A 22826-nucleotide genomic window follows, 5' to 3' on the forward strand; every position below is an offset into this window, starting at 1 on the left:
TAAAAATCTGTACCAAATCACTACTACATGTTCTGGTTGGACCGAATTTTTTAGATAACTCCCTTGACAAAAGCTTATTTTTGTTTAAATATCCCATGATCTTGTACACAGTATTATTGGACCTTCCTAGTCGACGTGCTATTTCACTCACCGATTGTGTATTCTTTAGAATCTCCCGTGTTCTCTTAATTATACCAACCCAGTCATTAATTGATTTCCACATGTTATCTGAGGTATCAATTCCGTATTCCATCCAACATACTGTACAGACGGAATGCCTATTATATTCCTGACCTTGTACCATATGTTAGCATATATAGGGTAGATATAGTAAATAGAAACACAAAAAAACCAATAGAAACAAGGAGCTTTGTTTCTACTGGTTTAAAAATGTCTCAAACATATACCCAAAAATGTCTCAGTTATCAACCAAATCAGTCTCAATTATTACCGTTACTCACAGCCCCCCTCCCTAATTTTGGTTATTTCATTTGAAGCATATTATAAATCATCTCAGCAGCTTCCGCACGCGTAACTTCCTGTTTGGCACGGAAGCTGCCATCTGGATATCCTTGCACTAAATTAATCTCAGTTAGGCCAAGCACATCCTTTCTGGCCCACTCAACAATTTGAGAAGAATCTGAGTATACATTGCTTTCTTGCTGTGGTGTAGCCTTAATAATGTTATTCACCATTTTAGCAGCCTGCTCCCGGTTTATGACCCGATCTGGACCAAATACTTTGCTACTAAAACCTCGAGCGACTTGATCCTTAATTGCTGTTTTGAGTAGATCAACGTACCACGCCGATGGATTAATATCCTCGAATTCTAGAGCCATATCCGTTTCGAGCGGTAATTTTAGAGAACGAACAAGCATCGAAGTGAATTCCATACGTGTTACAGGTCTGTTTGGTTCAAAAAGCGTGCTGGATGTCCCCTTCACTACGCCCAAATCGGCAAGCGCATTTATTTTCTCTCTATTAAGTACCCGCTCGATGTCACTAAAATGATTTGGCTTCGTCTCGATTGTTAAGCCTTGAAAGAACTCTATTTTTGTTTCTGTCGGCTCCTCTACAACAGTCTGAATCGGTTTTGCACTCCCTGCGCCTCCTGCTCCACCACCTGTATCCACAGTGTTCCCTGTAGTTTTGCCGTTTGCTTGTTTTGCCTCCGTGCGTTTTCCTTGACTATTTTCTGCCCAAAGTTGAACGGTATACAATTGCTTCTCTCTCAGTTGTCTCCAGATAAAACCTCGATCCTTGCCACGATATAGCTCAGTTCCTTCTTCACTGGCGAGGACGAAAATATCTTTTTCATGTTCTGACTCCCAATGGATGATAAATTCTCTATTGGTTGTTTCTATCTTGGAAAACGCAAATGCTGGAGACGGTAGCGTCTCCACCTCACCTTCTGCCCGCTTACCTTCACCGCTTGTGTTCACTGGCTTAACAGTAATACGATACAATGTAGAACTATCTAATCCGTCTACTTTAAACTCTTGAGTAGTCGTATGGCCGATAAGCATCTCGTTTTTGTAGACATTGTAAGCATCCGCACCCGGAGCTTCTGGCCATGTAATAAGCAAATCGGTATCCGTTACGCTTTTCACAACCAACCCATGATTTGGTATTTGACCTGGCAATGTACGATACGTAAAGGGAGCAACGTCGCCTTCTCCCGTAGTATTCATCGCCTGTATACCAAACGAGTAAATTATACCAGGCTGGATATCTGAAAGTATGATGCAAGCTTCTCTAGTGTCAAAAACTTCCCCTGTATCTTTGCGGATTACTGCATATTGGGAAGCACTCTTGATTTCATTCCATGTCAGCGAAATCTGTCCATTCCCAAGTTCCGTAACTTTTACATTTTGTACTTGAGGCGGAAGTGTCAGCAGTTCACCCAACGCTGGCGGGCTGTAACCACTGCTGTTCCCACTGCTCACTTGAAAAGTGTAGTTACTCCCACCTGCTAAACCAGATACAACTATCCGTGGTTCCGTACTATAATAATTTTGACCGTTGATTGTTACCTTATATTGAGTTGCCCCATCAATCGGAGCCCATATCAATGTGGCATCATGCTCGCGAACATCTACAACTGCAAGTTGTACAGCCAAATTCGGTAGTGTTAATACGTTGATAGACGTATCTGGACCCGTGCCACTTCGATTGTAAGCCCGAATTTTTATATTGGCCGGTCTGCCTGATGGCAAGCCCTCAAAAGTATAAGTACGGATACCACGCGGGATCTGCACCTTTGGTCCATCGTTAACATTTAAGATGTACCCTTCAGCCCCCTGCACATCTTGCCACTCTACACCAACAGAATATACATCCTTCGTTACACTTGAAAGTGTAGTCACCTGCGCTGGTAATGTCATAACGCCGAGATGAGCATAGTCTCCGAATCCTGTTTCATTTTCAGCAGATATACGATAGTTATACTCCGTTCCCGCCTGAAGCTCAGTATCGGTGAATTCTGTATATACATCGTTATAAACCGAGACCTTATCTCGCTCTAGAGCATAGTAGGTGGCAGTGATTACAGAATTCCACTTCAAGTCGATTCTATCTTCTCTTACGGTTACATTTCGGAATCCGCTTGGGCTGTCTGGTAGACTTAAAAAAGATACATGTTTTGCTGCCCCCTCTCCCATGGCGTTTATAGCGGATACAGAAACTTCGTAATACTTACCAGGTTCCATCCCCTTAATCGGATTATACACATCCTGTGTAACCGTATCGCTAAATATGATTTCTCCCGTACTTGCGTCCGCTGCTGTAATATTATATTTATTAGCTGAAAAAACTGGCGTAAAGTCGGCCATGATTTCTGCTGAATGACGAGAGACCGGTCGTAACTGAACATGCTCAGGGGCATCAGGTAACGTTAATACACGGACTCGATTAGAATATGCATTGCCTCCTACATAATTACTGCAACGCAGTTCATACTCATATTGATGTCCTCCTAATAGCCCTGTATCTGTAAAAAAATTTGTCGGATGGTTAACATCCCAAACCTCATTTGTTGTTAGATTTCGGACTGTATAGACATAACCATCATCAAGACCAGAGGGGAGAGTCCATTGCAAATCAACCTCTGTGTTGCGTACAGATGTTGCCGAAAGCACAACAGGCTGCGGTTGCTTTTGAATGCGAAGTGCACTGCTGACCGTTTCATACATGTTTCCTGCCTGGTCTTTCACCTTCGCATGGACATACCATTCACCTTCATTTGAAAGATCCAGCTGGACTATGGGATCGACTGCAGCCTCCCAGTTTTCAGGTGAATCGGAGCTGTTCGTGACTTTGTACTGCCTTGAAGATGGTTCAATCCCTGAGTACTGGTCAGCATATCGCATGTTCACATGAATATTAGTATCTTTCCATTCACGCATATTGGGTGTCAGTTGAATGCTCGGCGGCTCCAAATCGATATAAGACATTGCGTTCACCGGAACGCTTCGATTTCCAGCTGCATCTACAGCTTGAGCAGTTACTTTTACAATTCCGGAACTATTTAATATTCCCGATGAACCAGGCACATAAGCGCCAGAACCCAATTGATATTCATAATGCACTGCTGTAGTATCCGTTGCACCCGAGAGTGTAAACTGTACTGGTTTATTGATATATCGGTTAGGATTCGTTACCTCAGAAAACATAACTTTCGGAGGGGTGGGTTTGGTTCGATCAATCATAACCGATTGAGTCACAATGGGACTAGACACATCAAGATTATTGATCGTCCGCGCTGATAGTTCGTAACTCCCTTCTGCATTTAATGTAAAAATGCCATTGTATGTCAGCCACTCCCCAGTTGGACTCAAACGATACTGTGTCTTCTTAATTCCATTTGTAGAGTCACTTCCCGACTCAATGGCAATGTCCACATCACGGTTCGTTGGACCCGTTTCGCTAGCCAGTATAACAGGAGCCGTCGGCCCCTTTTTATCAACGGTGACTTCTTTGCTTACCTCCCGGCTTACATTACCGACATTATCAATGGAACGAGCATAAATTGTGCTTTTGCCATCTTGATTGACATGAAACACTCCACCATAATCCTGCCAAGCCTGATTCACAACACCGGACAATCGAAATTGAGTATGGGCTAGTCCAGAATAATCGTCTGCGCCCGGTTGTAATGAAATGGTATATTCATTACTGTTTCCTGTTGCATCTATAATGGGGGGAGTTGGTGGCATCCTGTCTATTCGGACATTGGCGGAAGAAAGACCACTATACTGGTTATTGACGTCCACTGTTCGGGCATAAATTGTATTTACACCATGATCATTGACAGTGAAGGGACCAATATATTGCTGAAATGCTCCTCCATTCAGGCTATATTCATAGTACTTTAATCCTTCAGGAGCCACATCCCCATCAATCCACACGGTTACAGGCTCTTTGGTCCACCCTGTAACAGCCTGTCCCTCTGCACCAGCATGAATCTGGGGTGGTTTAGGCATCAAGTCTGATTTGGGAATAATACGAATTCCAAACTTGGATATTTCATCACTTGTCTGTTGACTAGTTCCCATCGCTCTGAAATATCGTACATCCCTTAATGTAATAGAGTCGGTGATATCTATCCATTTTCCCTGGTAATAGCTATTGGCATAGAATTTCGTTACATTAGTCCATGTATATAAATTCGTTCCGTTGGGTCTCCAGCTGTCGCCTGCGGCGGCATTAGATGTATATATATCTGTATGATAAGACCCCTCAATGTAAACAAAAATCCTGTAATCCGAAGTCTTAATAGATCTTCCAATATCAACAAAACGATTTGTCGGCTGTTTAGTTCCATCACATGTATACCTTGCCGACCCCATGCCAGTGTATACTTCCGTTGCTCCTACTCCACTTCCTGACCAAGAGCCCCAACTGTCGCCACCACCTGGCAAATTATTTTGGCAAAAAGGACCTCCGATGATTTCCTGGGTAGCAGCTGATACCCTTTCCGGAAATATGGGAATGGCCATTAATAAGAGGAGTAAAGCCAGTACTCCATACACCCATTTATTGTGCTTCCTAACCTTTCGTTTATTTTTTCGATACATACACTTCTCCTTACTTTATTTTATTTTCAAAGAGTTCTACGTACTCGCTTTGGCTAAAATAGAAAAAGCACCTCAAACGAAGGCAGTAATGCCTAAGTTTGAGGTGCTTCCTCAATTTCACGAGTATGTTTTGAAGTTATTATACTTCGTTCCAAACAGGATGTAAACAGAACAGCAAAATGAACTGAAATAAATTTTCGAAACACTCATCCCAGAGACCCTTTTGAAACTTTAATTGGCCTGAACACCCAAGTTCCGAAAAAATCCCCGCATATTCTGCATGTAAGAATCCTCAGGAGCAGAAGATTCCTTAAGAAGATTTTGCATACTATTCATAAACGCGGAAGCTGAGGATGTATCCGCTTTGTCAAACCGATTCGTTAACTGTGGTTTATTTAACAGCTCTTCAGTCTGTTCTGTACGTTCCTTGTATTTATTAATCCAATCGGGGTTTTGAGGAACCTTTTGTGCAAAACTCAACAGCTGGCTTAATCCATTTCCTCCACCCTTAATGTCATTCATGAACGCAGTATATTTTTGAGGATCGACCTGTTTCATCACTTCCGACAGCTTGACGTAGTCCTCAGGGGCACCTATCGGACGATCTGTAGGAGTCGTGTAGCTAATATCTCCGGTCTCTGAATCAATGGTTCGTGTCAAGGCAATACCAGCTATCTGGTTCATGGTTTGCATAAATTCCTTGGCTTTATCGCCTTCCATGTAATGATCCGCAATATACTTGGACTGGGAAACTCCCATCTCCAGCAATACCGCGCGCTGCTTCTCATCCGTTACCGTTCCATCGACGATAAAATTGGATTGAATCATATTGTACACAGCATCGGATACTTCTTCCGGTTGGCCCTCCAAAACCCGGTTTAATGCATCGTTGATCTGAGTTGTGCCAAAATACTTGGCAGCATGTGACACGATATCCCCCTCAGCCAGCTTTCTGCCAGCTTCACTAATCTCCACGGTGTCCTGAACGACGAACCTGGACACTTTTTCTTCATGTAGCTGGGGGGACGGAACTTGCTTGCTTGTCGGATTGATCCGTAAGCTACCAGAGCTAAGAACCGCTTGTTGTGCTTTAAGAGGTTCAAAATTCATTCTACTTCCTCCTGTCATGTTTGTAACAGGCAATCTAAGGCGTATGTACGATGTAATGTAACCCTGTTGCTATATATATCGGACAAAGCATATATGGAATGAATATATGCTTTGTCCTAAAAATGAACAATTTTTGAAGCAAGATCCTGACTCTGAATATAAATTGTTAAAATAAACAATCTGACGTTGTCATTGCTTTATAGACAGTACATCAACCACCATAAATGCTATAAGCAAAGTGATATACAATATCTGTAGCTGTAAGTGAAGTACCTGACACCTGGGCAGCTACACCTGAAAGATCATAGTAATGTGTAAAGCTTATGGGACCAGACAAGTATTCTGCAATACTTCCCGTAGAATGCGGCAGGGAAAGGGTCACACTAAAGGCTCCATTTTGATCCGTATAACCAGTACCTGTACGAGTTCGATTCCCGCTGCTTTCAGTCCAGTTCTGGTTCAACCATGTCACATTAACTGGTGCATTTGCTACTGGATAATTATCCGTTGTAGTAACAACACCCTTTACAGTCAGGCTGGTGTTTCCATTAACCCGATAATGGCGACCGTAAGAGTAGGATGGATAGTCATTCGGACCGTTTTTAGAGTCATAACCGTTAATTACAATTTTTCCAGCCCGAAGTACTGGTTTAAGTGTGAGTGCATATAAATGGTCGGGTGAATACTGGTTTGTGGTGTACACTCGCACATAGTAGGTTCCCGTATTCAAAGTGACATTATGATTGGTTTGCGGCAGAAGCGCCATTTGGTTGCCACTAAGAGCCCCATAAACTTCCGCTTTGTAACCGTAGCTTTCCGAAGTGCTGTCCAGTTTGACATTCAAACCATCATAATTTCGATTCACAGGAATTGTGATTTGATACCAATCATTGTCAATCCCTGAATGAATGGAGCGTGAATTCAGGGTAGATCCCCCTGTACTAAATGTAAAGTTATAGGCATGAAAAGCACTCTCATCCGGTTCATAGGCATCATATTGGGAGTTTACATCCACGGTTAAATAGAAAGGATCATTTATGCTCGATCCCTTTTTGGAATGGACTGCAACTGCGTAAGCTTTCTCAGATCCGGTAGCATTGCGGCTTCCTACGTTTTCAGGAAGTGATGCCGATCCCTGTTCATACTTGTTAAAATAGGTTCCATAGGTGGAGGCGTCAATAGCATTGGGGTTGATATCCCCTGTTGTCATATCAAATTCGTACAAGTATAAGTCATAGTCAAGCTGCTCTGAAAATGGACCATCCAACTGTGCCTGCAACAATTCACCTGGCTTCACATAAATCGGATATAAAAACTGTGTGCCTCCCTCTTCCGTAATTGTACCTGAATACGTAGCAGAAGAAGCTGTGGCTGCCGTTGGACTAGCTTTCAGGGAAGGAAGGGTCTCCCTTTTCAAAGAGAATGTCTCTGGTGCTTTAAAATTGATATTTTCCTGCATGTTATAAACGGAGGATGTAATACCTTTAGGCTTGTCCACCCGGGTTAAATGCTCAATAACATCCTCGTTGTTCGTTGTTAGCTGAAAACTAGAATCAGCTTCAATAGCTTGTTTTTCCTTGTTCATCTCTGTGCCTTGACTCGCGTTTGCAGTCATCCCAAAAGCAAACAGGAGCATCATGCTTAGCATAACTGAAATAGCCTTTCTGAACCTCTTCATACTGAAATCCCCTCTCAAATGGTTTAAGGAATTCCCGCTATTCCCTGGAGAATCAGGGTATCTTCTAGGCTGTTGTCTCTATCATAAAACATTCTTGGTTCTAATGGAATATATTGTAGCAAATATTTTTAGTCGTCATTTCCTAAAATAGAAAGCTCTAGAATCCATAGATTAAATGATAATACTAGGATAATAGACTTACTTTAGACACCTTTTTACCATAAAAACCCTACCATTCTCTTATTCATACGATATAATAAACTGATATGGGTAGTTCTTTTAGACTAAGTAATATATCTAATTACCCATAAACATACATAGAAAAAGGGGAATACAGATGAAAAAACTTAGTATATTTATGTTAGTATTGTGTTGCTTTTCAATTTTGGCAGCTTGCTCTACCGATCCGGTAAAAAAAGATTTAATTACCTATGTGAATGATGGAATGCTTCCGTTAACACAAGATGAAAAAGCAGTAACTGAAAAATATGAATCTGTGACCGGGGATAACTTCACAGATGATGAAACACTATATAATACGTTACGAGATGATATTATCCCAGAATACACCAAATACCTCGATAAAGTTGAAGCAGTAAAGACGGAAACTCCTGAGGTACGGGCCGTCCACGAAACCTACATCAAGGCGGTTAGCACTCAAAAAGAAGCACTCATTACGATGATCGATGCGTTGGAAAAAGGAGATCTAAACTTAATTAATGAAAGTAACACCAAGCTTAGCGAGGGTAAAAAGCTCTTCAGAGATTTTGGTGAACAGGTTAACACACTGGCTAAAGAGCACGATGTGAAGATCAATAAGAAATAAATTTTAAAGCTCCCATCTCGGGAGCTTTTTCTATATCCTAGGAATACTCGAAGCAAATTATCGCTTTCCTTAATTCTCTATCATAAAATAAGTAAACCTTATCGGCTCCAAACGCTTGAAAATAATATCCGGTGAAAGAACCGATATAGGTAAATGTCTCACCATTGGCACGTTTAGGCACATGAAGCAGATTGGTTTGCTCGAACTGGAGCATCTCTTCCAAGGATTCGTCATATTCCTTGATGTAGCTTTGGGCCTCATCAGACTGAAATGCGATATCATCCAGAATACCGTTGACTTCGGGAAAGCTTAGCCCCCAGCCACTGGATTGTTTTTCCTCAAAATCGTGAGTGAGCTCTTCCACAGACTTTTTGGCCTCTCCAAAGGAGGAATATGGATAAATTTTATGGTTTTCCAGGAAAAATGCTTTGCGAGCTTCGTAGTCTTGTTCATTAGCTATGTACACCTGTTCCAGTCCGTCCAGTGCCATGACTTCTCTCTTCATACGTAGGTACGCTTTATCTCCGGTAGATTTCAGCGCTTCATAGGTAGCCTCCAACTGCGCTTTCTGATGAAGACTAAAATAATTCCAGTCTGCTTCGAATTTGTATTTGCCGTCAATTACATCGAATCCCAGCATATCTTCCTTGGTATATAAGGTATGAAATTGCTGAGTATTTTCACCCACACAGCCTTCGTGGATTTCTTTTACGGAAACAAAATGAAGCCACTCGTCCTGCTCTGGAAATAAAAATTGGAGATTAATCGAGCAAATTGGCAGAAAGTGCTTGCGGTGATGTTCAAGATCGCTGGCAAATACGTCCTCGTATGCTGGAAAACGTTTGATAAATCTCTCTGGTATGTTCATGGATGCTCCTCCTAAATTGTACGGTTCTATGGTTGCTTTTCGATCCGAAACGTCCCTTCACTCGAAATCACGCTGTAAATTTCATCAAATCCTTCTTCGTAACTTGGGACCTCTAGTTTACTCATTACACTTTTAATACCGATTTCAGGAATATACTCTTTGCCTGTGCGCTGCTCATTACGCTTAATAGATTCAGCATAATCAGGTTCAAAGTAGTAGCCAATGATTTTAAATCCCTTGTTTTTACAAGCATCTATATATTTCTTTCGTTCTTCGACTGTGGGATTGGTATTGTCCACTACAAAACGCTGCATCGTTTCGATGGAGGTCTGAAGGTACATATTTTCCCTATTCCGTGTTTTAAGCATATCAAGATTTATCCGCATATGTGTTTTGAAGAATCGTTCTTTATAAAAAGTCGACTTGCCCGAAGCCTGAATTCCTATAAAAATGACACACTCCAAACCTCACACATCCTTGTCCAGGTATACATATTGGTTAATATAATCTCTATTTTGTGAAAAGATTGGTGTGTCATGATCAACATCCCACTTGCTTCTGACGGCTTCTCCTTTGTTATACTGTTGTTTGGTAATGCAGACTCCCCGCTTTTGCCAGACCGGAAGGTCATTCCAGTTCAGCCCTTTTTCCACAAAAAGCTTGTCTTGAAGCTGATTTCCGTTCAATCCTTGTAGTTCTGAATGCCTGAAATGAGCTTGAGCTACCATAGAAATGCTGTTTTTAGTAGCGTCTTGTTGTCTCCATAGAAAGTAGTTTGCAACCTCATCGTGAGGCAAAACCCATGCTCTTGCATCAAAAGTGGCTAGAGGCTTATCCGGATAAACTTTCTGGATTTCCTCATTAAATTTGGCAGTAGCCAAAGAAGCAGATATAGACACCATCTTTTGAAGATTATTTTCAAACCATGATTGTGTCGTTAATTTGTCATAATTCGTAAGAAGCAGAGAGATTTCATCACTCTGATGGTACACCAGTTTACAGCCCATAATATTATAGGCCAAATATTTGCATGTCTCCCATAATGCAAAGATTAGCTTTTCATCAAAAGGTTTCGTCATCTCACGTGTAAAAGTATGAAAATGAGCACCATCGATTCTGATAATTACGGGTAAACGGCGGGGCAGATTTAATCTATAAGCATTTTCATATTCCTTCATTCTATTTCCAAAATCATCTTTTTTCATAAACTATGTAGCTCCTTCGCTTTTCATAGTATCTATTAATCAAAGGTGCTGCTGAACTCTCCAACAATCTACAATCCAATGTCGGTTTCACCTTCTCTTTTTATTTCACAGCAATATTATCCTCAAATACAAAAACGGAGATGGCTATATCTTCTTCCACTTTAATATCTGAAAATAAATGCAGTAAGCGGGAATCCATATAATCCTCCAGTTCTTTATTGAACTGTACAGGATAGATTTTTTGTACCATTTTGGTTCGAGCTGCATGCACCATCTCTCTTCCTGCATCCTCTTGTGCAAGAAACTTTTCGGATGGAGTTAAATTACCGTATAGCATTGTGATGGCCATATTATCTACAAAGGTTGTATGTATGCGTTCCGGGCCTTTTCCAAATAGCTCTTTACGTACTTTTCGAATAATTTCGTTAAAACCCGTTTCCTTTCTCATATCGCACCGCTCTCCTAAATCTACTAAAATCCTTGTTACTATTTCCATCATAACCGATTCCTATCATATAAAACAGAGATGAAGCGAAAGTGATTCTTGGAACATGCTTACCATTGAACGTCATAGAAAAGAAAACGCAGCCCGCCCGATCGGACAGACTGCGTATATTACTGAATCCAAACGGACTAGTCCTTCACCAGTCGATTCGATAGCATCAACATGATAAAAGAGAATAGGATAATGACGGCTACCCAGCTCCAGGAGAGTGTCATATTTCCGACCTCGGACGCGGTGTAAATCGCCGTAGGCAGGGTTTGAGTCTGTTCAGGAATATTACCCGCAAGCATCAGTGTAGCACCAAATTCCCCTAACCCTCGGGCAAATCCGAGAATGTACCCTGAAATGAGCGGTCGGTAGGCAAGGGGCATCGTAATATGGCGAAACACTTGCCATTCGTTGGCACCTTGCGCACGTGCAGCCTGCTCTACTTCGGGTTCTACAGCTTCAAAACCTGCTTTGATCGTCCGATAAGCCAGTGGAAAAGCAACAACTACCGCCGCCACCACTGCGGCTCCCCATGTAAATACAATCGTCTGCTGGAACAGGCTTTCAAAGGCAGCGCCAATCCAACTTTTCCTTCCCAGCAAGATGAGCAATATAAAGCCGACAACAGTAGGAGGCAAAACAAGTGGAAGAAGTAGAACGGTCTCAATCACACTGATTCCTCTCCGCAGCTTGCAGTTCGCCATCATCCGAGCTACCACAGTTGCTAATAAAAAGACAATGATACTGGCAACGACAGCGACTTTAACAGATACGATAACCGGAGGAAGAAAAGCCGACCAATCCAACGGGACCCCCTCCTTTATCTGTGAATTCTATTTCCCGGTTGTTTCTGCTGGAGCTGAAAATCCATCTTTACTAAATACGCTCATGGCTTCATCTGTACGCAGAAAATCAACAAACTCGCCTGCTTCCTTGCTGTGCTTGGTTGCCTTTACGATGCCTTCTGGATACAGGATAGGTGCGTGCAATTCCTCAGGTACTTCTAGCGCTACGACCGTTTTATCGGATGATTTGGCATCTGTCAAATAAACGAGTCCAGCATCGGCATTGCCTGTTTCAACATAATTTAATACCTGTCTTACGTCTTTGGCGAATACCATTTTCGGTTCCAGCTTGTCCCATAATCCGGCCTTTGTCAGCGATTCTTTGGAATACTGTCCGGCCGGAACGGTAGTAGGCTCCCCAACGGCAAGCTTCATATAAGAAGGACTTGTCAGATCATTGAGTGTAATACCCTTGTTGTCTGTGCTCTTGGCTTTATCTTGCGGAACAACCACAACCAGTTTATTTTGAAGCAGTACGCTATTTTTTTCCACTAATGATGCATCGGTTAAAGCCTTCATTTGCTTCATACCTGCCGAAATAAATACGTCAGCGGGTGCACCCTGCTCAATTTGTTTCTGTAAAGTACCGGATGACGCATAGTTAAAGGTAAGCTTGATATCTGGGTGCTGCTTTTCATACTGTTCCTTGAGCGTATTCAGACTATCTTGAAGACTCGCAGCGGCAGATACGATCAACTCTGTTTTGGCTGCAGGCGCTGTCGACTGTACAGCAGCCGGAGACGAGCATCCAGCCAGAACCCATGCCAACAATCCAACGAATGTGAATATGTACCCGAATTTCTTTTTCAACTTGTTCTTCCCCTGTCCTCTAAATTCCGTAATGAGGTGACAGTGCGCAGCTCATTAAGGTCTGAATCTATTGGGTTAACCCAAATATTTGTGATAAATAGATCTCGCCTCGGCGATATCCTTGGTGCCATGGATCAGAACGCGTCCATCCTGAAAAAGAACCAACCGATGCGCTCCAATGACAACGGACACTAGATATGGATTATGCTCCACTTGGCCCCCCTGACGGGATAGCAGACGGGCCGCTTCGTTCAGATTGCGTACAGCGCCCGTGACCGGTCGGATCTGAACCGTATCACGTCCGCACAGTACAGCCGTTTTAGCCTGATGCTCCAATTGTAGAAATGGATACACCGGATGCTCTCCACACGTCGGGCAATCCGTTTTTTTCATGGCGCTGATTTGGATCGCCTGATGTTGATTATTCCATAGATCGAAGGAAATCAGCTTGCCCTGCAAGGCTGAATTGTCCCCAGTGAGCAGCTTCAATGCTTCGGCACTTTGGTAAGCTGCCACCATCTGTACAGCCGGGCTGATCACACCGACCGTATCACAGGTTGCGCCGCCGAGCGGTACGGTTCCGAGCAGGCAATGCAGACAGGGTGTCTGTCCTGGAACGATCGTAAAGGTTGTTCCGTAACTACCTACACACGCTCCATATATCCAGGGGATTTGGTGCTTGACGGCGTAATCGTTAATAAGCAGACGTGTATCGAAATTGTCAGTGGCATCTACGATGAGGTCCACTCCTGCTGCAATGTCGCCGATTTCCTCTAGTGATACGTCTTGGACTAGCGCACGGATGTCCACGTCCGAATTGATTTGCTGCAATCGCCTCTGGGCGGCCACTGCCTTGGGTATCTGTTCACGAGCATCTGCTTCGTCGTAGAGCTGCTGGCGTTGTAGGTTACTCCAGTCTACATAATCTCGATCTACCAGCGTCAACCGTCCGATGCCCGCTCGCACCAGCATGTCCGCGTTGGCCGTTCCTAGTGCTCCAGCACCTACCATTAACACATGCTTGCTGCGGATATTTTGTTGTCCTGTCAGCCCGATCTTTCCGAATAATTCTTGTCTTGAATATCTGGCGTGGGACGCCTGCATGTGTGCTTCTGCATCCGCATCCGTTGTTGGGTCCTTTTTCATTTCAGACATCGTTATTTACGCCCCCATACTTCTAATCCATTAATTGCTGCAAGTCGATCAGACAAGATAAAAGTTCAGATGTCCCGCCTAACTCAAAAGTTATGGGGTGTTATGAGGATTCCAGCCACCCAGCTGGTGCCCCTTCCACTCGGAGCCATCCTCCCACACTTCCTTTTTCCAAATTGGTACGATTTGCTTCAAGCGTTCAATAGCATGGCGACTGGCCTCGTAGCAAGTATCACGGTGTGCAGCAGAAACAGCAATCACGACACTGGTTTCTCCAATCCTTACCGTACCAAGCCGATGTGTAATGGCAGTGCGCGTTGACGGCCAGCGATCAGCAATTTCGTCGCCAATTCGCTTCATCGTGTTCATCGCCATCGGCACATATGCTTCATATTCAAGCAGCACCGTTCGCTGACCTTGTGTAAATTCCCGGGTCGTACCCTTAAAGGTTAATGAAGCCCCATGCGAAGGGTCGTGTACCTTAGAGGTTACCTCATCGGCATCAATCGGGTCGTAGGTAATAGCATATAATCCGCATTTAGAAACGACCGTCTCCATTCCGGGAGCTGACTGATGAAGAGCAATTGCGTCTGTTGGAAGCACAAGTTCATCTGGAGAAGCCAACTTTTGATGATGGGTAAAAAAACAACTAGACAGTTGTGAAGCTATCTCCGGGTACAACTCATTCAGCCTTGTTCGAATGTCTGCAATGGTCACCGTTTCCTGTGAAAGTTCCACAGTGAGCACGTCACCAAATTGCTCCGCCATACCTGCGAATAATTGAATATGGTATTGCATATGCATCTGACCCCCTTTGTTCCCTTATCTATCGAATTCACCTAGCCTGTTACTGGAGCTTATCCTCCTGAAACCGGAGGAATAATCGCAATTTCATCATGTATACTAACCAGATCCTCAGGAGCGGCATAGGCTTGATTTCTGGCAACAAAAGCTCCCTGCAACTGGGCCGCTGCTTCAGGGAAATATTTGGACAGCAAGTCTTTTAATGCGTTGACGGTCATCGTCTCCTGATCAGCAGGCACCGTAATCATAGGCCTTCCCATCAGTTCTGCAAGTCCGGCAAATACTTGAATATGATAGTTCATTAAGTAGGTTCCCCCCTTTCAGTACAAGGACTAACCATCGCATATACACCAAGAAAAACCAACATGAACTAATACCTCGAAAGGTTTTATTCCATGCTGGTTAACTATGATGGTCTACATTGATATTTTTATATTATATTTTAGATTCAACCAGTTCATCAATCCGCTCCGTGTGCGTATACACATTCAAAGAACGACTTCGTATAAAACCGATGGTAGTAATCCCCAGATCCTCTGCCAATTCAAGTGCAAGCTCTGTGGGAGCTGACTTGGACAAAACAACCTCACAACCAATTTTCGCAACCTTCAACAAGATTTCAGACGAGATGCGCCCACTGAATACGATGATTTTATCTTGTAATATAATATCATGCTTTAGGCAGTGCCCATAGATTTTATCAAGCGCATTGTGGCGGCCGATATCCATTCTGGACAGGATTATTCCGTCTTTGTCACACAGCGCAGCATTGTGAACGCCACCCGTCTCCTGAAACGTATGTGCCGAGGTTTGCATCAAATTCATCAGGCGGAAACAGTCATCAAAAGACACCGTAACATGGGCATCATTCATTCTTTTTGCCACTTTAGCATCATTTATAAAGTAAAATCCCTGTCTACTTTTTCCGCAGCAGGAGGTAATGTATCGTTTGGAATGAAAGTTTTGATAAAACTCATTCATCCGACGGGTTTTAATATGAACAAAACCTTCTTTTTCCTGAACCCAAATATCTTCGATATCATCATACCGTTGAATGACGCCTTCAGAGGCCAAAAAGCCTACTACCATATCCTCTACATACTCTGGTGTACAAACCATGGTGGCAAATTCCTGCTGATTGATTTTAATGGTCACTGGATACTCCGTCACCACTGTGTCTTCAAAACGCTTGATCTGACCGTCCCGATAACGTAGGATCTCGCGTTTTACCTCAGCCGGCTTTTCCATGTGCTCAACTCCCTTGTTTCTGACAGGCTGGCTCTTCGGTCACCCGCCGATATGTGACATTTCAATTTTGGACGATGCTTGCTTCGTATGAGTCAATCGTTCCTCTGAATAGCGGTCGGTACGTCCTCTCCAAACACGCTCAATGTAAGATCTAATCTCATCATCGGATTGCTCGGACCGCAGCATCGTGCGAAGCTTGTACCCTTTAGACGCAAACAGGCATGTGTACAAGGAGCCCTCAGCAGAAATTCTCGCCCGTGTACATGTGGAGCAGAAAGCATCCGTAACGGATGAAATGATGCCGATTTCCCCGTCTCTGTCCAGATACCTGTAGCGCGTCGCCACCTCACCTTTGTATTGGGGTGGAACAGGTTCTAACGGCATGTGCTCATGGATGGTTTCGATGATTTGCTGCTTGGAAACAACCTGATCCAATTTCCAGCCATTGGTGTTACCTACATCCATAAACTCAACAAAGCGCAAAATATGCTTTTTCTTTTGAAAATAGTCGGCCATAGGCACAATATCCTGATCGTTAAAGCCCTTTTGCACGACCATATTTATTTTTACCTGCATTCCCGCTTGAGCTGCAGCTTCAATACCTTCCAGCACTGCCTTTACACTGCTTCTCCCCCCGTTCATGCGGCGGAATCGACCGTCATCCAGCGAATCCAGACTAACCGTCACTCTCTTCAGCCCCGCCTCCCGTAGTGACGCTGCATATTTAGGCAAAAATACACCGTTCGTCGTCATAGCAATATCTTCAACCCCATCGAGTTGAGTTAGCGAATGAATGAGCGAGGACAAATCTTTCCTCAGCAACGGCTCACCCCCAGTAATACGCAGCTTTGTAACGCCGAGCGAGACAAAGATACGAGAGAGGCGGGTAATTTCCGCAAAAGTCAATATTTTTTCTTTTGGCAAAAACGGATAGTCATGGCCAAATATTTCTTCAGGCATACAATATCGGCACCGAAAATTACATCGGTCTATGACGGATATTCTCAAGTCCCGTAACGGACGATTCCATTGATCGTCGCTGCGGTTCGCCATCCCGTTCACCTCAATCCGTCTTCATTAATAAATCTCTTTTAACTGTAAACTGAACCAAAAAACCGGCATCACAACAACTTCTTCGCTTATGAATATCGAAGAATCTGCTAAATGCCGGTTAATTTATCTACATCAGGATTTTACGAATCCTCACATCATGTGATATAGAAAAATCAAACTAACAAGCGCTGCGCCAAATAAAATATACGCGATTCCCACGTACACTCCATTCACGAATGCTCTCAAATAGATACATTCCTATTGTTAGCAATCCTGGAACGTTTGTCAATGATTTTTCGCTTTCTCAATTGATAATCATTATCGATTAAAAATTTTAATAAATCACCGTTGAACTATCTTAAATTTTACGCTATAGTTACACCAGATGACATGCAGAAAATGACATATTCAATTTATTGATATACAGGCGGTGCGTACTGTCTGATATTAATACATACTCCAATGGCGGATTGGCCTCCAGGACCTAGAGCTTGGTCACTACTCCACCATAAACACAAGTGCTTAAACACGAGCACTTGTGTTTATGGTGGAGTTTTTTTGTTCCCAATTTTAAAATTCAAAATCTGAAAGGAGCCTGAACCGTGGCGGATAATACGATCAAAATTACATTAAACGGACAGGAACTGAAAACGAATAGCAGCGCAACCATTCTTGAAGTGATCAACGAAAACAATATTGCCCACCCCCAACTGTGTTACGTTCCCGAAGTGGATCCAATCCGCACCTGTGACACATGTATTGTGGAAGTGGACGGAAAGCTTATGCGTTCCTGCTCAACGCTTGCTACAAATGGAATGGATATTCATTTACATTCAGATCGCGCAAAAGCGGCACAAACCGAGGCTATGGACCGTTTGCTGGAGAATCACCTCCTCTACTGCACGGTGTGCGATAACAACAACGGTAATTGTAAACTGCATAACACCGCAGAGCTTATGGAAATTGAACATCAAAAATATCCATATCGACCGAAGGTTGATCCCACAGAAGTGGATATGTCCCACCCTTTTTACCGCTATGACCCCAATCAATGTATTGCATGCGGCCAATGCGTAGAGGTATGTCAGAACCTGCAGGTCAATGAAACACTGTCCCTCGACTGGGAGGCTGAACGCCCTCGCGTGATCTGGGACGATGGAGTTGCAATTAACGATTCCTCCTGCGTCAGCTGCGGTCAGTGTGTAACGGTTTGCCCATGTAACGCCTTGATGGAAAAGTCCATGCTGGGAGAGGCCGGCTTCATGAGCGGCATAAATAAGGATTTATTAAATCCAATGGTTGATCTAATTAAGGAAGTGGAGCCAGGCTACAGCGGTATTTTTGCCATTTCGGAAGCTGAAGCAGCGATGCGTGAAACACGTACGAAAAAAACTAAAACCGTCTGCACGTTTTGCGGTGTAGGTTGCAGCTTTGAAGTTTGGACCAAAGGCCGCAAAATTTTGAAGGTACAGCCTACCTCTGAGGGGCCTGTTAACGGCATTTCGACATGCGTCAAAGGGAAATTCGGCTGGGATTTTGTGAATAGCGATCAACGTTTGACCTCGCCTTTAATTCGTCAAGGAGACGAATTCGTGGAAGCAACCTGGGAAGAAGCCTTGAGCCTGATGGCCAGCAAAATGGGAGCTATCAAAGAAACCTACGGAGGCGAGGCACTCGGTTTTATTTCTTCATCCAAATTTACCAACGAAGAAAATTATCTGATGCAAAAGCTGGCTCGTCAGGTGTTCCAAACGAATAACGTTGATAACTGCTCACGGTATTGCCAATCTCCTGCATCATGGGGGCTACAATATACCGGAGGCATCGGCGGCGACAGTGGCACGATTAAAGACATTGCCTCCGCAGGTTTGGTCATACTAGTCGGCTGTGCGCCGGGAGAAGGACATCCCGTGCTGGCTACCCGCATCAAACGTGCGCATAAGCTGCATGGTCAAAAGTTGATCTCCGTCGACCTGCGCAAGCATGAAATGGCAGAACGCGCAGATTTGTTCATGCGTCCGAAGCAAGGTACTGATTATGTATGGTTATCCGCTGTAGCCAAATACATCATTGAGCAAAACTGGCATGATGCTAAATTCATTGAGAAACATGTAAATTTCTATCCTGAATATTTGAAATTACTGGAGAACTTCACCTTGGAATTCGCTGAGCAGGAAACTGGTATTTCCCAAGAGACGCTCATTCAGGTAGCGACCATGATTCACGAAGCGGATGGCACGGCCATTTGCTGGGGCATGGGCGTGACGCAAAACATCGCAGGCTCTTACACTTCGATCGCGATTGCCAACCTGCTGCTGGTGACTGGCAACTTTATGCGTCCAGGTGCAGGCGCATATCCGCTTCGAGGACATAACAATGTTCAGGGTGCTGCCGATATGGGTACCATGCCAGATATTTTTCCTGGCTATCAGCCCGTAACGAACGATGCCATTCGGTCCAAGTTCGAAGCGGCCTACGGCGTACAAATTCCAAGCCAGCGCGGACTGGACAACATTCAAATGCTGGAAGCCATTGAGACGGGTAAGCTCAAAGGTATGTATATCGCTGGAGAAGAAATGGCATGGGTGGATGCAGACTCCAATCATACCCAAGAAATGCTGGCGAATTTGGATTTCCTTGTCGTTCAGGATGTATTTCTGAGCAAGACAGCTGAATTCGCTGATGTCATTTTGCCAGCTGTACCTTCACTCGAAAAGGACGGTACCTTTACGAACACCGAACGTCGTGTACAGCGTTTATATGAGGCCCTCCGCCCTGTAGGAGACAGCAAACCGGATTGGTGGATTTTCAGCCAATTTGCCAAGCACATGGGATTTGATTGGGATTACAGTCATCCGAGTGAAATTTTTGAGGAAATGGCGACGCTCACTCCATTTTTCTCCCAATGTAATTATGACGTATTGGAAGGCTGGAACAGCTTCCATTGGGGATCGCCGGATGGTAGCAACACTCCGCTTCTGCATACCAACGGCTTTAACTTTCCAGATAAAAAAGCACGCTTGGGACTCTTCGAATATGTACCACCAAAAGAGTATCCCGCTGAATTCGATCTGACCTTAAATAATGGCCGACTGCTCGAACAGTTTCACGAAGGGAATATGACGACAAAGTCAACAGGCCTTCAGCTCAAACTCCCAAAAGTATTTGTGGAAGTGTCCCCTGAGTTGGCAGAGGAGCGCGGAGTTACAGACGGATCGCTGGTTCGACTGGAATCTCCCTATGGGGCGGTCAAGCTGCATGTTCTGGTGACGGACCGGGTACAAGGAACAGAAATTTATGTACCGATGCACTCTACCAGTCATGAGGGTGCTGTCAATCTATTAACTGGTGGAGCATTTGATGTAGTCACCCGTACACCTGCCTATAAACAAACCAAAGTACGGATGCAGGTTTTGGAATTCGATGGTCAAAATCCACTCCCACATATCAATCCACGTTATAAAAAGCGGCATCCGCAAAATGGGGTTGAAGTGAACCGTAAGTGGAATCGTCCCGGTTACATCGATTTGGTAGATCAAAAATAAGGAGGTCGAACCATGGCTAAGCCTATTTCAATTGTGAGAAAACGTATATTGACAGCAGAAGAACGGCAAAAACAATCGCTGGATCAACTTACTGCCGACCTGGCAGACAATGGGGCAGCATTGCAGAAGACGCTTGAAATTGTACGTGAACTGCATAACAGTGGTCTTCTCGAAGCAGCTCAGTCTATGCTAAAAGCCAAAGAAACCATTGCCAAAATCGCTGTAGGACAAGCGACGCGCAAGCCTGTGACGAACATCATCAATAATCTAATGGGTGCAGCAGGGATGCTGTCCGAGGTAGACCCTGAGCTGATGAAAAAACTGGCAAGCAGCGTCACTACGGGCCTGAATGAAGCCGAAGAGCACCTAAAGCAGAATAAAAAGACGCGGCTGCGTGATCTTATGAAGGCAATGAATGATCCAGATGTAAACCGGGCAATGGGGTTCGGTATTCATTTTCTTAAGGGCGTGGGAAAAGGTTTGTCTGATAAATAGCTTAATAGATATGAAAGTGGAAGGCTACTAACCACAGATAATAAAAAGAGCTGGCTCCGAAAAAAACGGGGCAGCTCTTTTTATTTATTTTTTATCTACCTGCAACAAGGTCACTGTTTTAAGAGAAACGGCATCTTTTATTTGCTCCTCCGCGATAACCTTAAGTTTTAGCAAGCTGGAAATTTTTGAAGTGTCCGGCTTGGAAAACAAACGCCATAATTGAGGATCAGGCAATGAATCATACAATTTCGCATGATCGTATTCCTTGCGGTGCTGCTGTACAATCCTGACTCGGTAGTTGCCAATTTCCCAATCGGATACTTCCTGCTCTGCACAATGAGCGGTAATGTCATTGCGCAAATCAGCCAGTTCACCTTCAATTTCCTTTTGCTTTTGCTTTAACTGGTAATAGCGACGCACCTTGTCTTCCAATTCCATCACGCTCCTCTGCTTACATATGTATGTTGGCAGATGCGTTTTAGGACAAGTTTTATCATGTTAGGATGGAAGGTGTATCTATAACTGTAACAGCATTTCCCGGGTAATGGTAACGTCGACCAATTGAGTCCTCATTACTTAAATTTTATTTCAGGATTTTTGCAAAATCCTCATTTAGGTACATTCGCCCCTGGAGTTACAGGCCCCGCTCCTTTGGACTTCCCCTTGCGCTTCATATAATTGGCCCAGTATGCCGTCAAAATAGGCACCAAAATGGAGGTCACTATGACCGAAGCGGCTACTAATGCCGTTGCAGATTGGGCAACAGGTAAAAATTCAGGCTTGATATTGGCAACAATGACTGGATTCGCTACTGCTGCACCTGCGGTGCTGGAAGCTGCAATCCCTGCCGTACCGTTGCCACCCCCAATATATTTGTCCGCCAGAATCAATGGAATACCTGTAAAGATAATTACAAAAACACCCAACAAAATACCTAACACACCTGTCTGGACAATAACACTCAGGTCAATGGAACACCCCAACGCAAATCCAAAAAATGGAATAAGAGCTTGTGTCGCGTTTCCAAAATATTTACGGAAATCATGATCCAGATTGCCCAACATAAAGCCGACCAAAAACGGTAATACGGCCCCGACAAATGTTTGCGGTTCAAAAACGGCCAGCCCGGTACTCCCTAGAATAAGCATAGTCACCAGTGGACCTGATTCCAGTGACATCAGCACGAATGCTCCTGCCTCTTCCTTGGAGCCATACTGCTGCATAATGGAGGCGTAGAGACCGCCGTTCGTCATATCCATAGCCGAGATCAGCGCCAGCACCGACAAACCTGCAAATAGCCCACTTTCCACGCCGCCAACAGGCAGCAATCTAGACGCAATGATCGCCACGACCCAAGCGACCGCGATTTTAGTCAATACGAGCGTTCCTGATTTACGCAATACGGTGCCTGTCGCTCGCACATCTATGGAAGCACCCATACAAAAAAACCACACTGCCAAAATGGGCACCGTACCGGTCATCAATCCCTTGGTAAAAGATCCAAAATAGTCGCCTGCCCATGGAGTAAATGTATGAAAAAGTGCGCCGATAAACAGCGGCACCAGCATAATGCCCCCTGGAATTTTATCGATGTTTTGTTTGATTTTCATAACTTCATT

19 protein-coding genes are annotated in these 22826 nt (G+C 44.0%); 3 read left to right on the forward strand and 16 right to left on the reverse strand.

The annotated features are described in order from the left end of the window. Positions 1 to 482 precede the first annotated feature (482 nt). The 3 genes from ACUC6J_RS16770 to ACUC6J_RS16780 all read right to left on the reverse strand — a co-directional run bounded on the left by ACUC6J_RS16770 (position 483) and on the right by ACUC6J_RS16780 (position 7863). Entirely contained in the window at positions 483 to 5075 is a 4593-nt protein-coding gene (locus ACUC6J_RS16770) for an OmpL47-type beta-barrel domain-containing protein (RefSeq protein ID WP_447249129.1), read from the reverse strand. A 231-nt stretch (positions 5076 to 5306) separates the two neighbouring features. After that, positions 5307 to 6185, reverse strand: a complete 879-nt coding sequence (locus ACUC6J_RS16775; RefSeq protein WP_044785397.1) for a hypothetical protein — start codon at positions 6183 to 6185, stop codon at positions 5307 to 5309. 211 nt (positions 6186 to 6396) lie between these two features. Beyond that, the gene (locus ACUC6J_RS16780; RefSeq protein ID WP_340865071.1) at positions 6397 to 7863 is read right to left on the reverse strand and encodes an Ig-like domain-containing protein; all 1467 of its coding nucleotides are present in this window, start codon (positions 7861 to 7863) and stop codon (positions 6397 to 6399) included. A gap of 337 nt (positions 7864 to 8200) precedes the next feature. Between ACUC6J_RS16780 and ACUC6J_RS16785 the strand changes: the two genes are divergently transcribed. Further along, positions 8201 to 8689 (forward strand): hypothetical protein, encoded by a 489-nt coding sequence (locus ACUC6J_RS16785; protein WP_019688100.1) that lies wholly within the window; start codon positions 8201 to 8203, stop codon positions 8687 to 8689. Between the two features lie 37 nt (positions 8690 to 8726). Here ACUC6J_RS16785 and ACUC6J_RS16790 read toward each other — a convergent pair whose 3' ends face one another. The 11 genes from ACUC6J_RS16790 to moaA all read right to left on the reverse strand — a co-directional run bounded on the left by ACUC6J_RS16790 (position 8727) and on the right by moaA (position 17167). Further along, positions 8727 to 9557, reverse strand: coding sequence for a siderophore biosynthesis protein (locus ACUC6J_RS16790; protein WP_340865072.1), 831 nt, complete (start codon positions 9555 to 9557; stop codon positions 8727 to 8729). 26 nt (positions 9558 to 9583) lie between these two features. After that, positions 9584 to 10021, reverse strand: coding sequence for an AAA family ATPase (locus ACUC6J_RS16795; RefSeq protein WP_013372243.1), 438 nt, complete (start codon positions 10019 to 10021; stop codon positions 9584 to 9586). 3 nt (positions 10022 to 10024) lie between these two features. After that, positions 10025 to 10762 carry a tRNA(His) guanylyltransferase Thg1 family protein gene (locus tag ACUC6J_RS16800; RefSeq protein ID WP_151256166.1) on the reverse strand — a complete coding sequence of 246 codons (738 nt, stop codon included), beginning with the start codon at positions 10760 to 10762 and terminating at the stop codon, positions 10025 to 10027. 100 nt (positions 10763 to 10862) lie between these two features. Further along, a complete protein-coding gene (locus ACUC6J_RS16805) occupies positions 10863 to 11210 on the reverse strand; it encodes a DUF2294 domain-containing protein (RefSeq protein ID WP_016821668.1) in 348 nt (115 codons plus the stop codon). A 185-nt stretch (positions 11211 to 11395) separates the two neighbouring features. Further along, on the reverse strand, positions 11396 to 12061 hold the full coding sequence (gene modB, locus ACUC6J_RS16810) for a molybdate ABC transporter permease subunit (RefSeq protein WP_016821669.1): 666 nt from the start codon (positions 12059 to 12061) through the stop codon (positions 11396 to 11398). Between the two features lie 27 nt (positions 12062 to 12088). Continuing rightward, positions 12089 to 12910, reverse strand: coding sequence for a molybdate ABC transporter substrate-binding protein (gene modA / locus ACUC6J_RS16815; protein ID WP_447249130.1), 822 nt, complete (start codon positions 12908 to 12910; stop codon positions 12089 to 12091). A 75-nt stretch (positions 12911 to 12985) separates the two neighbouring features. Then, a complete protein-coding gene (locus ACUC6J_RS16820; RefSeq protein ID WP_375761843.1) occupies positions 12986 to 14065 on the reverse strand; it encodes a thiazole biosynthesis adenylyltransferase ThiF in 1080 nt (359 codons plus the stop codon). Positions 14066 to 14155: 90 nt separating this feature from the next. After that, positions 14156 to 14860, reverse strand: a complete 705-nt coding sequence (locus ACUC6J_RS16825) for a molybdenum cofactor biosynthesis protein (RefSeq protein WP_340865074.1) — start codon at positions 14858 to 14860, stop codon at positions 14156 to 14158. Positions 14861 to 14919: 59 nt separating this feature from the next. After that, complete coding sequence (locus tag ACUC6J_RS16830; RefSeq protein WP_123797433.1) at positions 14920 to 15168, reverse strand: MoaD/ThiS family protein; 249 nt, start codon at positions 15166 to 15168, stop codon at positions 14920 to 14922. A gap of 133 nt (positions 15169 to 15301) precedes the next feature. Continuing rightward, positions 15302 to 16114 carry a formate dehydrogenase accessory sulfurtransferase FdhD gene (fdhD, locus tag ACUC6J_RS16835; RefSeq protein ID WP_016821674.1) on the reverse strand — a complete coding sequence of 271 codons (813 nt, stop codon included), beginning with the start codon at positions 16112 to 16114 and terminating at the stop codon, positions 15302 to 15304. Positions 16115 to 16153: 39 nt separating this feature from the next. Then, entirely contained in the window at positions 16154 to 17167 is a 1014-nt protein-coding gene (moaA, locus tag ACUC6J_RS16840) for a GTP 3',8-cyclase MoaA (RefSeq protein ID WP_026065494.1), read from the reverse strand. Between the two features lie 602 nt (positions 17168 to 17769). On the opposite strand from moaA, the gene fdhF reads away from it, so the two are divergent. Both fdhF and ACUC6J_RS16850 read left to right on the forward strand, forming a co-directional pair. After that, a complete protein-coding gene (gene fdhF / locus ACUC6J_RS16845; RefSeq protein WP_290409381.1) occupies positions 17770 to 20712 on the forward strand; it encodes a formate dehydrogenase subunit alpha in 2943 nt (980 codons plus the stop codon). A gap of 12 nt (positions 20713 to 20724) precedes the next feature. Next, on the forward strand, positions 20725 to 21207 hold the full coding sequence (locus tag ACUC6J_RS16850) for a DUF1641 domain-containing protein (protein WP_340865076.1): 483 nt from the start codon (positions 20725 to 20727) through the stop codon (positions 21205 to 21207). An 84-nt stretch (positions 21208 to 21291) separates the two neighbouring features. Here ACUC6J_RS16850 and ACUC6J_RS16855 read toward each other — a convergent pair whose 3' ends face one another. Continuing rightward, the gene (locus ACUC6J_RS16855) at positions 21292 to 21645 is read right to left on the reverse strand and encodes a hypothetical protein (protein WP_016821678.1); all 354 of its coding nucleotides are present in this window, start codon (positions 21643 to 21645) and stop codon (positions 21292 to 21294) included. Positions 21646 to 21815: 170 nt separating this feature from the next. Then, on the reverse strand, positions 21816 to 22817 hold the full coding sequence (gene kdgT / locus ACUC6J_RS16860; RefSeq protein WP_017428226.1) for a 2-keto-3-deoxygluconate transporter: 1002 nt from the start codon (positions 22815 to 22817) through the stop codon (positions 21816 to 21818). Positions 22818 to 22826: the final 9 nt, after the last annotated feature.

The sequence above is a fragment of the Paenibacillus sp. JJ1683 genome (genome assembly GCF_053006485.1).

Coding starts and splice junctions, on each gene's coding strand:
- ACUC6J_RS16770 (WP_447249129.1), bottom strand. CDS start 5,075: ATGTATCGAAAAAATAAACGAAAGGTTAGGAAGCACAATAAATGGGTG.
- ACUC6J_RS16775 (WP_044785397.1), bottom strand. CDS start 6,185: ATGAATTTTGAACCTCTTAAAGCACAACAAGCGGTTCTTAGCTCTGGT.
- ACUC6J_RS16780 (WP_340865071.1), bottom strand. CDS start 7,863: ATGAAGAGGTTCAGAAAGGCTATTTCAGTTATGCTAAGCATGATGCTC.
- ACUC6J_RS16785 (WP_019688100.1), top strand. CDS start 8,201: ATGAAAAAACTTAGTATATTTATGTTAGTATTGTGTTGCTTTTCAATT.
- ACUC6J_RS16790 (WP_340865072.1), bottom strand. CDS start 9,557: ATGAACATACCAGAGAGATTTATCAAACGTTTTCCAGCATACGAGGAC.
- ACUC6J_RS16800 (WP_151256166.1), bottom strand. CDS start 10,762: ATGAAAAAAGATGATTTTGGAAATAGAATGAAGGAATATGAAAATGCT.
- ACUC6J_RS16805 (WP_016821668.1), bottom strand. CDS start 11,210: ATGAGAAAGGAAACGGGTTTTAACGAAATTATTCGAAAAGTACGTAAA.
- ACUC6J_RS16820 (WP_375761843.1), bottom strand. CDS start 14,065: ATGTCTGAAATGAAAAAGGACCCAACAACGGATGCGGATGCAGAAGCA.
- ACUC6J_RS16825 (WP_340865074.1), bottom strand. CDS start 14,860: ATGCAATACCATATTCAATTATTCGCAGGTATGGCGGAGCAATTTGGT.
- ACUC6J_RS16830 (WP_123797433.1), bottom strand. CDS start 15,168: ATGAACTATCATATTCAAGTATTTGCCGGACTTGCAGAACTGATGGGA.
- fdhD (WP_016821674.1), bottom strand. CDS start 16,114: ATGGAAAAGCCGGCTGAGGTAAAACGCGAGATCCTACGTTATCGGGAC.
- moaA (WP_026065494.1), bottom strand. CDS start 17,167: ATGGCGAACCGCAGCGACGATCAATGGAATCGTCCGTTACGGGACTTG.
- ACUC6J_RS16850 (WP_340865076.1), top strand. CDS start 20,725: ATGGCTAAGCCTATTTCAATTGTGAGAAAACGTATATTGACAGCAGAA.
- ACUC6J_RS16855 (WP_016821678.1), bottom strand. CDS start 21,645: ATGGAATTGGAAGACAAGGTGCGTCGCTATTACCAGTTAAAGCAAAAG.
- kdgT (WP_017428226.1), bottom strand. CDS start 22,817: ATGAAAATCAAACAAAACATCGATAAAATTCCAGGGGGCATTATGCTG.